Genomic DNA, 12,533 nt, shown 5'->3' on the forward strand with positions numbered 1-12,533 from the left:
AAGGAATACGCGATGAAAAACAACAACATGCTGTGGCGCTGGCTCAGCTTCATCTTTGTCCTGTCGTTTGGTGCATTGGGCTACCTCGGCTTGCAGATCTACCTGACGGCACCCCCTATTCCCAAGGCCGTTGTGACGGCATCGGGCGACGTTCTCTTCACCGGCGAACAGGTCCAGAAGGGCCAGCAGGTCTGGCTGGCCAGCGGCGGCCAGCAGCAAGGCAGTGTCTGGGGACATGGCGCCTACCTGGCCCCTGACTGGTCCGCAGACTGGCTGCACCGCGAAGCACTGGCACTCCAGGCCATCCACACGCAGGCACTGCGCAAGGAACCGGCCGCCATGACGGCCGCCGACCGTGGTGCGATTGACGCCGCACTGAAAGAGGAAATGCGCGGCAATACCTATGACGAGGCGGCTGGTACCGTGACTGTCTCGCCCGAACGCGCACAGGCCATCCGCACGGTCGCCAGCCACTACGAAGCCCTGTTCGGAAGCGATGCTTCATTGGACACGCTGCGCGACCAGTACGCCATGACCCCCGGCACGCTGCCGGACCGTGCCGACCGCCAGGCACTGACTGCCTTCTTTTTCTGGACGTCCTGGGCCGCTGCCACCGACCGGCCGGGTGAAGAAAACCTCTCGTACACCAGCAACTGGCCGCATGAGCCCCTGGTCGGCAACAAGCTGACCGACTCTGCCGCCATCTGGTCGATGGTCAGCATCGTTTTGCTGCTGGCTTGTATTGCCGCCATGTTGTGGCTGCATGGCAGCCAACGACATGAGCCGGAGGCTCTGCCGCCCAAGGCCGATCCGCTGCTGGGCGCGGTGGCCACGCCTTCGATGAAGGCAACGCGCAAGTACTTCTTCGCCGTGGTGGGCCTCATGCTGCTGCAGATCGCCATGGGCGTGATCACGGCGCATTACGCCGTCGAAGGCCAGTCCTTCTTCGGCTTCCCGCTTGCGGAAGTTCTACCCTACGTGGTGAGCCGCACGGTGCATACGCAAGTCGGCATCTTCTGGATCGCCACGGCTTGGCTGGCCACCGGCCTCTACATCGCACCTTTGCTTTCGGGTCGCGAACCCAAGCTGCAGAAAATCGGTGTGGACGTCCTGTTCTGGGCGCTGATCGCCATCGTGGTCGGCTCCACCGTCACCGGCTGGCTGGGCACACTGCAGCACCGCGGCGTGGACTTCAGTTTCTGGATCGGCAACCAGGGGCTGGAATTCACCAGCATGGGCCGCGTCTGGCAAATCCTGCTGTTCGTGGGCCTGCTGTTCTGGGTGTTCCTGCTGGGCCGCGCCCTGTGGCCAGCCCTGAAGAAGCCCTCGGAAACGCGTGGCCTCATCGCCATGGTCTTTCTGTCCGCCACCTGCATTGGCGGCTTCTATGCCACCTCGCTGACCTGGGGCCAGAACACGCACTACTCGATGGTCGAGTACTGGCGCTGGTGGCTGGTCCACCTGTGGGTGGAAGGCTTCTTTGAAGTGTTCGCCACCGCCGTGGTTGCGCTGATCTTCACCAAGCTGGGCCTGGTGCGCTCTGAAAGCGCCAACCGCGCCATCATCGCCGAGACCATCGTGTTCCTGTTCGGCGGCATCCTGGGCACGCTGCATCACCTTTACTTCACCGGCACGCCCACCTCGGTGATTGCTGTCGGCGCGGTGTTCTCCGCCCTGGAAGTCGTGCCCCTGACCCTGATCGGCCTGGAAGCCCTGCAAACCTACCGGCGCTCCAAAGCCCTGCCCTGGCTTGCCGCCTACAAGTGGCCAGTGATGTGTTTTGTCGCAGTCGGCTTCTGGAACACCGTCGGTGCCGGCCTCCTCGGCTTTGCCATCAACCCGCCTGCATCGCTCTACTATGTGCAGGGCCTGAACATGACGGCCGCCCACGGCCACGCCGCCCTGTTCGGGGTGTACGGCATGCTCGGCATCGGCCTGATGCTGTTCTGCCTGCGCGGCCTGTACGCACGCCACCTGCATGCCGACAATCTGCTCAAGCCCGCCTTCTGGAGCCTGAACATTGGCCTGGCCATGATGGTCTTCCTTTCGCTGCTTCCCGCAGGTATCTACCAGGCGTGGGCCAGCGTGAGCAAAGGCCTGTGGTACGCCCGCTCACCGGAAATCATCCACTCCCCGGTGATGGAAACACTGGTCTGGATGCGGGTTCCCGGCGACATCCTGTTCGCCATCGGAGCGGTCCTGCTGGCCTGGTATGCGCTGCGCCTGCTTCGGCGCCCTGCGGTTCAGCCCGCCATTGCGGCGACGGCGCCCGCCAGAAGCTGAAGCACTTGCGAAGCGCCAGCCCGGCCGGCACTTCGCCCTTCCCTTGTTATTGGAGATCATCATGAGTGACACCCAGACACTGAACCATATTCACCCTTTCGACGCTCGCGGCGTCGCCAAACGTTTCCGCCATGCGGCCATCTTCGGCGCCTTGCAAAGCCTGCATGCGGGGGAGACCATGCGCTTCGTCAACGACCATGATCCGCTGCCCCTGCTGGGCCAGCTTCAGCAGGCCTTCGGCGATACGCTGGACATCAGCTATGTCCGGCGTGAGCCGGGCGAAATCGTGATCGACTTCCAGGTGCGCGGCTGAAGCCTTACATTCACCCTCATGAAACTCACCACCTTCACCGACTACAGCCTGCGCGTCCTGATCTACCTGGCTGCACAGCCTGAGAAACGCGCCACGATTTCCGAGATTGCCCGCGCGTTCGACGTGTCGGAAAACCACCTGACCAAGGTGGTCCACCTTCTCGGAAAAAATGGCTGGCTGGCCAATGTGCGCGGCAAAGGTGGCGGGCTCGAGCTGGCCATGCCGCCCGAGCTGGTGGGCGTTGGCGCGGTGGTGCGCGAGACGGAAGGCGCGGCGGTGGTGGCCGAGTGTTTTGCGGAAGAGGGCAACCAATGCTCGATCACGCAGATTTGCCGCCTGCGCGGTGTGCTGGGTGAAGCCGTTGAGGCCTTTTATGTCGTGCTGGACAGCTACACCCTGGCCGATCTGGTCCAGAACCGGCAGTCGCTGGCGAAAGTCCTGTTTGTCGACAGGCCGGTGGGCACGGCTCCGGCAGGTCGTGCCACCTGAAAAGATGACTGTGAAACCGGAAGCAGCGACCATGAGTCCCAGGCCACCCTTTCCTTATGAGGGGCCTGAAGCGCTGCGCCAGACCATTGTCGATGCGTTGACCCGGGTGGTGGATCCCGAAGTCGCCATGAGCATTGTCGATGTCGGGCTGATCTATGGCGTGACCGTGGCCGACGGAAAACTGCATGTTCGCCTGACGATGACGTCGGCAGCCTGCCCGGTTGCCGACCTCATCATTGACGAGGTCGAAACAGAGCTGGACCGCGCGGCACCGCCCGAGCTGTTGATCGAAGTCGAACTGGTGTGGGAACCGCCCTGGTCCGCCGAGCGGATGAGTGAACGCGCCAGGCGCTTCATGCAGTGGTGACCTCGCCGCGTCGCGCCCGGAACCCGCAGCGGAAAGCCGCGCCCGGCAGAATCGCGATGGCCGCACGGCCGCTACTGCTCGCCCTGGTCGCGCTGTCGCTGCTGGCCGGCATGGCTGGTGGCCTGCTTCGCGCCGATGTGGCCCTTCCAGCCATGGCGGGCTCCGCCTGGCAAAGCCAGGCAGTGCTGACCCATGCTGCGTTGATGATCTGCGGTTTTCTGGGCACCGTTATCGGAATTGAGCGGGCGGTGGCCGTCAAGCTGCGCGCCGCTTTCCTCGCTCCGCTGGCCTCCGGCGCAGGAGGCGCATTCCTGTTGCTGGGCCAGTTTGAACTGGGCGCGTGGCTGATCGTGGCCGCAGCTTTCGTCTTCACCGCTGTCAACATCGTGATCGTGGGGCGCCAGCGCGCAGCCCACACTTGGCTGCTGCTCGTGGCCGCGGGGGCCTGGCTCATCGGCAACCTGCTGTTTGCCACGGACCAAGGCACGGTTGCAACGCTGCCGTGGTGGTTCGCCTTTCTCGTGATGACGATCGCCGCCGAACGCCTGGAAATGACGCGGCTGATGCGCCGGCGCCCGGCAGCGGAGTGGTCGCTGCAAATCGTGTTGGTCGCCCTGCTCGGTGGTGCGGCCTGGTCCGCCGTAGCGCCCACCGCCGGCGGGCTGCTGTATGGAGCGGCGCTCGTTTTGCTGGCATTGTGGCTGGCGGCATTCGACATTGCCCGGCACACCGTTCGCGCGCACGGACTGAGCCGCTACATGGCCGTTTGCCTGCTCGGCGGATACGCGTGGCTGGCCGTGGCGGGTGCGGCGTGGGCCGCCACTGCGCTGGGCCTGCCGCTGCACGATGCCGCGTTGCACGCTCTGGGCCTGGGCTTCATCGTCAGCATGATGATGGGCCATGCACCGGTGATCCTGCCCGCGATTGCGCGCATCAAGCTCGAGTTCGGCGTCTTCTTTTACCTGCCACTCGCCATGCTGCACCTGTCCCTGCTTCTGCGGTTGGTCGCCGGAGTGGCAGGCGATCCGCTGCGCAGCACCGGCGCCCTCCTCAATGCTGCGGCGTTGGCGCTGTTTGCAATCACCATCGCAGGTGCTGCCGTGGCCTGGCGCATCAAACATGGCGGGCACGGCACCTTGCCCACAGGAAAGGCTCACCCATGACATCCTTCAACAGCATCGCCGACCCACCTCGCCCGCAACCGGCACATGCCGGCTGGGCGCTCTGGGAAATGGGCTTTCGTCCTCTTTACCTGCTGGCCAGCGCCTTCGCGGCCCTGTCCATCGGTCTGTGGGCGCTGCAGTTCACTGGTTGGCTGGGCCGCCCTTACCTGCAAGGGCCCCTGTGGCACGCGCACGAGATGCTGTTCGGTTTTGCACTGGCCGTGGTTGTAGGTTTCCTGTTCACGGCAGGACGCAACTGGTCAAACCGCCCGACACCCACCGGCTGGCCCCTGGCTGCGCTGGCAGCTCTTTGGGTAGCTGGCCGGGTGCTGGTGCTCACGCCTTTCGGCTGGGCCGCGATGCTGGCCAATGTCGCTTTTCCCCTTGCCGCCGCCATCTCTCTCGCGATTCCTTTTATCGCCGCGCGCAATCGCCGCAACTACTTTTTTGTCGGCCTGCTGCTCATGATGTCGGCAGCCGTGCTGGGCATCCATCTGGCGCAACTCGGCGTGATTCAACTCCCGGGCTGGGTCGGCATCCAGCTCGCGCTCGATGTCATGCTGTTCATCATGGCGGTGATGGGCGGACGCGTGATTCCCATGTTCACCAACAATGGTGTGCCGGGCGCCAAGGCAACCCGCCACCCCCTGCTGGAGAAAGCCGCACTCGGCACCGTACTGGCGTTGCTGCTGGCCGACGCCATGCAGTTGCATGGTGTGTGGCTGGCCGCACTGGCCGGCCTATGCGCAGCTGCCCACCTTGTTCGCTGGAGCCTGTGGCGGCCCTGGAAAACAGCGCGCGCGCCGCTGGTCTGGGTGTTGCACGCCGCCTACCTGTGGATCCCCGTGCATCTTGCGCTGCGTGCTGCCGCAGCAGCGGGATGGGTGGCACCCTCAGTGGCCACCCACGCACTGACAGTGGGCGCCATCGGCGGCCTCATCATCGGCATGATGACCCGCACCGCACGCGGTCACACCGGCAGGCCGTTGCGGGCCGACGGCAGCGATGTGGCTTGTTATGTTCTCATCCTGCTTGCGGCACTGGTCCGTGTGCTGGTTCCGCTGGCTGCGCCCGCCTGGATCATGCATGCCACGCTGTGGTCGGCAGCCTTGTGGTCGGGCGGCTTCGCGCTTTATACCGTGCGTTATTGGCCGGTTTTGACACGGCCGCGCATTGACGGGCAAGCCGGCTGACAACAGCCGCTTTGCCCGCCGGGCGCAAAATGGGTTCATGAAACCACCCAAACGACTGCAATCATTGATCGAAGAAGGCCTGATCGACACCGTGGTGCGGCAGTTGATGAGCGGCAAGGAGGCCATGGTCTACGTCGTACGCTGCGGTGCAGACACACGCTGCGCCAAGATCTACAAGGAGGCCGACCAGCGCAGCTTCCGGCAGGCGGTGGACTACACGGAAAACCGCAAGGTCAAGAACACACGCCAGGCGCGCGCAATGGCCAAAGGCACGCGCTTTGGCCGGCAGGCGGCCGAGGCAGCCTGGCAAAGCGCTGAGGTCGATGCCCTTTACCGGCTGGCGGCCGCCGGTGTGCGTGTACCCAAACCGCACAACTTCTGCGATGGCGTGCTCCTGATGGAGCTGGTGACCGACGCCCAGGGCGACGCCGCCCCGCGCCTGAACGACGTGGAGTTCACGCCTGAGGAGGCACGCATGCACCATGCCACGCTGCTCTCGGAAGTAGTACGCATGCTGTGCGCCGGCATTGTTCATGGAGACTTGTCGGAATTCAACGTGCTGCTGGCGGAAGATGGCCCCGTCATCATCGACTTGCCGCAGGCGGTGGACGCCGCCGGCAACAACCACGCCAGCCGCATGCTGCTGCGCGATGTGGCCAACCTGCGCGGGTTTTTCGGTCGTTTTGCACCCGACCTCCTGAAGACCCACTACGATCATGAGATCTGGGACTTGTATCAGCGCGGTGTGCTTCACACCGATACGGTGCTGACCGGCCGCTTCGCACACAAGACCGGTCCGGTCGACGTGGGCGGCGTGCTGGGAGAAATCGACGATGCACGCGCAGAGGAAGCAGCGCGCCGGGTCCGGATGCAGTCGCTGTAGGCACCCGGAGGCGCCGGCGGACAGACAGGCGCATGTATTTCGTGTACGGTGGTCAGGAAAGGTCGTACACCTCGTGTGCGCAAGGCCCACCATGAACAACCCCCACCACACCCCCCGAACCTTTGGCGACCGCTTCGCTTACGCCTTTGTCCGCTTCCTGCGGTTCTTTGCCGACCTGTTTTTTGCCAAACGCTACGGCCACCGGGCCATCGTGCTGGAAACCGTGGCTGCAGTCCCCGGCATGGTCGGAGCCACACTGACGCATCTGCGCTGCCTACGCCGCATCGAGGATGACAGAGGGTGGATACGCCACGCTGATGGACGAGGCCGAAAACGAGCGCATGCACTTGATGACCTTTATCGAGATCGCGCAGCCCAACTGGTTCGAGCGCGGGCTCGTCATCTTTGTGCAGGGGTTTTTCTACAACGCCTATTTTCTGCTGTACCTGATCGCTCCAGGTGTCGCGCATCGGGTGGTCGGTTACTTCGAGGAAGAGGCCTATACCAGCTACACCAACTACCTGGAACTGATCGACTCGGGTGCACATGCCAACGTCCCCGCGCCCCAGATCGCCAAGAACTACTGGAAGCTGCCTGCTGACGCCACGCTGCGTGATGTGGTGCTGGCTGTGCGTGAAGACGAAGCGGGCCACCGTGACGTGAACCACGGTTTTGCCAATGAACTGCACGGCGGCGGTGCGCCGCGCCACGCCACCAGTTGAGGACAGCCCGCCAGGGTAAAACTCAAGCCTTAGAGCAGCAAGGCGTTGACCCGCTTCACATAGGCCGCCGGGTCATCCGGTAGCCCGCCCTCGGCCAGCAAGGCCTGGTCAAACAGGATGTGGGCGAGATCGTCGAAATGCTCGCTGCCCTCAAGCTTTTTCACCAGCGGATGCTGGGCATTGATTTCCAGGATGGGCTTGACCTCAGGCGCGGCCTGGCCGGCCTGCTTGAGCATGCGGGCCAGTTGCGTGGACATGTCGCCGTCCTGTACCACCAGGCAAGCCGGTGAGTCGACCAGGCGCGTGGTGGCGCGTACGTCCTTGGCCTTGTCTTTCAGCGTCTCCTTGAGTTTGTCGAGGACAGGCTTGAACTGGGTTTGCGCTTCTTCGGCAGCTTTTTTCTCGTCTTCGTCCTGCAGCTTGCCCAGATCTACCGCACCCTTGGCCACCGATTGCAGCGGTGTGCCGTCAAACTCGTGCAGGTAATTCAGCGCCCACTCGTCCACGCGGTCGGTCATGAGCAGCACTTCAATGCCTTTCTTGCGGAAGATCTCGAGCTGCGGGCTGTTGTTGCCGGCGGCCTGGGTGTCGGCCGTGATGAAGTAAATCGCGTCCTGGCCGTCCTTCATACGGGCCTTGTAGTCGGCAAAACTGACCGTCGTGGTGTCGGTGGTTGAACTTGCAAAACGCAGCAACTTGGCCAGCCGGTCACGGTTGGCAAAATCTTCACCTAGCCCTTCCTTGAGGACGGCGCCAAACTCGGCGTAAAAGGTTGCGAACTTTTCCGGCTCGTTGGCGGCCAGGTCTTCGATCATGGACAACACGCGCTTGGTACAGCCTTCACGGATGGCCTTGACGGCGCGGCTTTCCTGCAGCAACTCGCGCGAAACGTTCAGCGGCAGATCTGATGAATCGACCACGCCCTTGACGAAGCGCAGGTAGGTAGGCAGCAAGGCCTGCGCATCGTCCATGATGAACACACGTTTGACATACAGCTTGACGCCGGCCGCCTTGTCGCGGTTGAACAAATCCATCGGCGCCTTGGCCGGGATGTACAGCAACTGCGTGTACTCGGTGGAACCTTCGACGCGATTGTGCGTGCTGGCCAGCGGCGGCTGGCTGTCGTAACTGATCTGTTTGTAGAACTCGTCGTACTGTTCCTGGGTGATGTCTTTTTTTGCGCGCGACCAGAGCGCCGCAGCCTGGTTCACCGTTTCCCATTCATCCGTGGTGACCATTTCGCCGGGTTGGTCGTTTTCGCCTTCCTTCCACTCCTCTTTCTTCATCAGGATGGGCAGGGAAATATGGTCGGAGTATTTGCTGATGATGCTTTTGAGCTTCCAGGTGTTCAGGTACTCGGTAGCATCGTCCTTCAGATGCAGGATGACGCTGGTGCCACGCTGTGCCCGTTCGATGGTCTCAACCTCGAAATCACCGGTACCTGCACTGGTCCAGCGCACAGCTTCGCCAGCGGGCAAGCCGGCGCGACGGCTTTCAACCGTGATCTTGTCGGCCACGATGAAACCCGAATAGAAGCCGACGCCAAACTGGCCGATCAATTGCGCGTCGTTTTTCTGGTCGCCGGACAGCTTGGACATGAAATCACGCGTACCGCTCTTGGCGATGGTGCCCAGATGCTCCACGGCTTCGATCTGCGACAGGCCGATGCCGTTGTCGGTGATGGTCAGGGTTTTGGCCGCTTTGTCGAAGCCGACACGCACTTCCAGATTGGGTGCGTCTTCGTACAGCGCGGCGTTGTTCAGGCCTTCGAAACGCAGCTTGTCGCAGGCATCCGAGGCGTTGGAGATCAGCTCACGCAGAAAAATATCGGGATTGGAATACAGCGAATGGGTGACGAGGTTCAGCAGCTGGGCTACTTCAGCCTGGAAGGATAGGGTTTGTTTGCTCATGGTCTCGGTTCTTGAAATTCGGGGAATAAACGAAACGCCTCTGGAATTAGGGGCGTTTTCGCCTGTTTCAAGACCCGATTATCGCGGGTGCCCGGATGACGCGGCCCGCGACTGCCCATAAAAAAAACGGCCTCTTGCGAGGCCGCTTCCGGGCATGGCGCACGTCCGGGAGCAAGCCCCGGAACCAAACCATTACATATTGACAAACCGATCGCTGTAGTCGCCTGCGTTGAGCACGGCATATTCGCCGTTGCTACGGGCAGCAGACAATTCAGCCTGAACTTCGGCGCGGGTCTTGACTGATTGTGTGGCTTGCAAGGCGAAAGCGTCGCGATATTCGCTGCCAACGGTCAGGGCCGAGTATTCGCCGCTGGTACGGGCTGCGGCCAGTTCTGCACGAACCTGGTCGCGCGACTTGAGCGATTGGCTGGTGTAAGCAACAACGACATCGCCGTAGTTGCCGCCGGACTGAACCGGGTACTGGCCGCCGGATTGTGCGAATGCGCTGCCTGCAGCGAGGGTGGCTAGAGTAAGGACGACTGCGAAAGAAGAAGACTTGTTCATGATGATGACCTTTTCAGTGAGTGGTAAAAAAAACCGGAAGTTCGGCTGGGGCCCGGCTCTTTCAAGCTCAAACTTCAACCGTGACCTCACTGTATTTGGGGCAAATTAGGCGACCATGAGTGAAGTCTTAGCTGAGAATGAGGACAGCGAAAACCGCCTCACAACACCTCGACCCGCGCCACCAGGCCGCTGCGGTCATCACGATTGCGCAGGCTGATGCGCATGCCGCAGCGCTGTGCAGCCGCCTGCGCAATGGAAAGGCCCAGGCCGCTGCCGCGCACATCGCTTCCGGCGACGCGGTAGAAACGGTCGAACACCCGGCCCAGCAGCTCGGGGGGAATGCCCGGGCCGGTATCCACCACCTCGATGGCCAGGCGGCCCTCCTTGCTCATGATGCGCACATCCACCACACCGCCATCGGGGCTGTAGCGCAAGGCGTTCTCGATCAAGTTGTCCACCACGCTGCGCAAATCACCGCTTTGGCATCGAAGCAATGCCTCGCCCACGGGCTGTCCGGAATCTTCCAGCCCCAGATCGATGTTGCGCTGGTCAGCCAGGGCAATCAGTGTGTTGATGCTGTCGTGGACCACCTGATGCACATTCACGGAAACGGGCACTACTTCGCTGCCTGTCCACTCTTGCCGCGACAGTTTGAGGAGCTGGTCCACCAGCCGCTGCGCACGCTGTACACCGGCTTCCAGCTGGGCAAAGCGTTGCGCCGGCGGGCCGGCAGCAAAGTCGCCGCGCAAGTTCTCCAGCTGCAGGCTCACCGCCGTGATGGGTGTACGCAGCTCGTGTGCGGCGTCCTGCACAAAGCGGCGCTGGTTCGCAAAGGCATCACGCAGCCGTGTCAGAAGGCTGTTGAAAGAGACGACCAGCGGTGCAATTTCCTGCGGCACCCGGTCCAGCGGCAGCTCGGCAATGCTGTGTTCGTCCTGCGCCGCGGCCTGGCGTGCGATGTCGCCAATGGCACGCGACATGATGGCCGCCACACACCAGAGGACAAAGGCCGAAAGCGGCAGCAAGATGATCACCGGCAAAATCGCGGTGCCGGCCCGCTCGGCGGCCAGGTGGCGGCGGAACTCGCCGCTTTGCAACACCTGCACGCGGCGCGAACCCGAAGCCTCGTTCACCGGCGTGGTGTAGATGCGCCAGCGCTTATCGTTGACCTTGACGTCATGGAACCCACTTTCCGGCTGCAGGCTGAGAGCCAGTGCAGGCGAAGAGTTAGACCGGGCGCGACCATTCGCATCGAACACCTGCACCACATAACTGCCCCATTTGTGGATCTGCTCGCCCGTTAGCGCCGGCAACGCCACATCCTGCTCCTGCGCAGCCATGGACTCGGCGATCAGCTCCATCTGGTTGTCCATGAAGGTGGCCACCATATGGTTGTAGGACCAGTAGGCAAAACCGGCCGACGCCGCGCCCACCAGCAAAAACACCGGCAGCAGCCACAGCAGCAACGCGCGGCGCAGAGAACACAGCCGGCCTGCCGGGAAGACGTGGATCATCATGCCGAGTCTCCAGCGCCGGAAGAAGCCGTCGGCGTGCCGGTGATACGCCAGCCCAGGCCACGCACATTGCGGATGACGTCCGCGCCCAGCTTCTTGCGCATGCCATGAATCAATACGTCCACCGCATTGCTCATGACTTCTTCACCCCAGCCGTAAATGCGGTTTTCGAGCTGGTCACGCGAGAGGATGGCACCCGGCCTTTCCAGCAAGGCGTGAAGCAGTGCGTACTCCCGTGCAGACAGTGCCGACTGCTCTCCATTGACCATCACCTCGCGCGTGGTGAGGTCGAGTTGCACCACGCCATTGCCGATGACGGAATGCGGGCTGCCGTCACGCCGCCGGATCACGGCGCGCATGCGTGCAAGCAGTTCGCGAAATTCATACGGTTTGACCAAGTAGTCGTCCGCGCCCAGGTCCAGCCCGGTAATGCGGTCATCCAGCCCGTCCCGCGCGGTCAGCACCAGCACCGGCGTGGCGTCGCCGCGGGTGCGGGCGTGGCGCAATACTTCGACGCCGTCGCGTTTGGGCAGGCCCAGGTCCAGCAGCACGCAGGCGTAGGCCCCGTCGGCCAGCGCGCTTTGCGCCAGCATGCCGTCGCGTACCCAATCCACCGACCAGCCATTGGTCTCCAGCGCCTGCTGCAGGCTGCGGCCAATCATGTCGTCGTCTTCGACCAGCAGAACACGCATCAGGCCTCCCAGCGCCGGGGAATCCGGCCGTCCCAGCGGGCCTGCTGCCGGGCCGCCTGCAACAACAGCACGCCGGCAAACAGCAATGCGGCCATACCAGCCAGGTTGAGATAGAAGGCACTCATTGCGCTAAAGCCAGGCGTGGCCAGCGCAATGCCGACAAAGCCGGCCTGGCTGAGCAGCCCCGTCGCAACAGCCACAGGACGAATCGCCCGGAAGAACACGGCGCCGAACAGCGCCGCAGCCAGCAAGGCAATCAGAAACTGGTAGTGCAGCAGCACGGGCATCGCCGTACCGTCGGCGGGTGGCAGCGCCAGCAGGACCAGCAGGGCGCTCACACCGACGGCGAGCAGGATGGCACGGGCGATACGTTCGGGAAAGGTGTCCATGGCTTGCAGGATGTGGTGGTGGAACCTGTATCTTCGCTGACCTGAATTAGC

Annotated in this window: 13 protein-coding genes and 1 pseudogene; 9 read left to right on the forward strand and 5 right to left on the reverse strand. The window is 62.9% G+C overall.

Annotated features, from left to right (window positions below; genetic code table 11):
* Positions 1 to 12 precede the first annotated feature (12 nt).
* From B0B52_RS04545 to B0B52_RS04580, 9 genes and pseudogenes are all read left to right on the forward strand, one after another.
* On the forward strand, positions 13 to 2,283 hold the full coding sequence (locus B0B52_RS04545; protein WP_077592435.1) for a nitric-oxide reductase large subunit: 2,271 nt from the start codon (positions 13 to 15) through the stop codon (positions 2,281 to 2,283).
* A gap of 61 nt (positions 2,284 to 2,344) precedes the next feature.
* Positions 2,345 to 2,596, forward strand: coding sequence for a DUF2249 domain-containing protein (locus B0B52_RS04550; protein WP_077592436.1), 252 nt, complete (start codon positions 2,345 to 2,347; stop codon positions 2,594 to 2,596).
* A gap of 18 nt (positions 2,597 to 2,614) precedes the next feature.
* Positions 2,615 to 3,085 (forward strand): Rrf2 family transcriptional regulator, encoded by a 471-nt coding sequence (locus B0B52_RS04555; protein WP_077592437.1) that lies wholly within the window; start codon positions 2,615 to 2,617, stop codon positions 3,083 to 3,085.
* Positions 3,086 to 3,116: 31 nt separating this feature from the next.
* A complete protein-coding gene (locus tag B0B52_RS04560) occupies positions 3,117 to 3,452 on the forward strand; it encodes a metal-sulfur cluster assembly factor (protein WP_077592587.1) in 336 nt (111 codons plus the stop codon).
* Between the two features lie 56 nt (positions 3,453 to 3,508).
* Positions 3,509 to 4,615: a hypothetical protein gene (locus B0B52_RS04565; protein ID WP_077592438.1), complete on the forward strand. Its 1,107-nt coding sequence runs from the start codon at positions 3,509 to 3,511 to the stop codon at positions 4,613 to 4,615.
* Positions 4,612 to 5,808, forward strand: coding sequence for an NnrS family protein (locus B0B52_RS04570; protein WP_077592439.1), 1,197 nt, complete (start codon positions 4,612 to 4,614; stop codon positions 5,806 to 5,808). Before B0B52_RS04565 ends, B0B52_RS04570 begins: the two co-directional genes overlap by 4 nt.
* A gap of 37 nt (positions 5,809 to 5,845) precedes the next feature.
* The gene (locus tag B0B52_RS04575) at positions 5,846 to 6,691 is read left to right on the forward strand and encodes a PA4780 family RIO1-like protein kinase (RefSeq protein WP_077592588.1); all 846 of its coding nucleotides are present in this window, start codon (positions 5,846 to 5,848) and stop codon (positions 6,689 to 6,691) included.
* 91 nt (positions 6,692 to 6,782) lie between these two features.
* Positions 6,783 to 6,935, forward strand: a pseudogene (locus B0B52_RS22655) (alternative oxidase); the annotation flags it as partial.
* A 46-nt stretch (positions 6,936 to 6,981) separates the two neighbouring features.
* Positions 6,982 to 7,413 carry an alternative oxidase gene (locus B0B52_RS04580; RefSeq protein ID WP_254425638.1) on the forward strand — a complete coding sequence of 144 codons (432 nt, stop codon included), beginning with the start codon at positions 6,982 to 6,984 and terminating at the stop codon, positions 7,411 to 7,413.
* 29 nt (positions 7,414 to 7,442) lie between these two features.
* Here the strand turns inward: B0B52_RS04580 and htpG are convergent, their stop codons facing one another.
* From htpG to B0B52_RS04605, 5 genes are all read right to left on the reverse strand, one after another.
* The gene (gene htpG / locus B0B52_RS04585; protein WP_077592440.1) at positions 7,443 to 9,323 is read right to left on the reverse strand and encodes a molecular chaperone HtpG; all 1,881 of its coding nucleotides are present in this window, start codon (positions 9,321 to 9,323) and stop codon (positions 7,443 to 7,445) included.
* Positions 9,324 to 9,515: 192 nt separating this feature from the next.
* The gene (locus tag B0B52_RS04590) at positions 9,516 to 9,887 is read right to left on the reverse strand and encodes a DUF4148 domain-containing protein (RefSeq protein WP_139351814.1); all 372 of its coding nucleotides are present in this window, start codon (positions 9,885 to 9,887) and stop codon (positions 9,516 to 9,518) included.
* Between the two features lie 158 nt (positions 9,888 to 10,045).
* Positions 10,046 to 11,404, reverse strand: a complete 1,359-nt coding sequence (locus B0B52_RS04595; protein WP_077592442.1) for an ATP-binding protein — start codon at positions 11,402 to 11,404, stop codon at positions 10,046 to 10,048.
* Positions 11,401 to 12,093, reverse strand: coding sequence for a response regulator transcription factor (locus B0B52_RS04600; protein WP_077592443.1), 693 nt, complete (start codon positions 12,091 to 12,093; stop codon positions 11,401 to 11,403). Before B0B52_RS04600 ends, B0B52_RS04595 begins: the two co-directional genes overlap by 4 nt.
* Positions 12,093 to 12,482 (reverse strand): hypothetical protein, encoded by a 390-nt coding sequence (locus B0B52_RS04605; protein ID WP_077592444.1) that lies wholly within the window; start codon positions 12,480 to 12,482, stop codon positions 12,093 to 12,095. Before B0B52_RS04605 ends, B0B52_RS04600 begins: the two co-directional genes overlap by 1 nt.
* Positions 12,483 to 12,533 lie beyond the last annotated feature (51 nt).

The sequence above is a fragment of the Polaromonas sp. A23 genome, assembly GCF_002001015.1.
Lineage (GTDB): Bacteria > Pseudomonadota > Gammaproteobacteria > Burkholderiales > Burkholderiaceae_C > Polaromonas.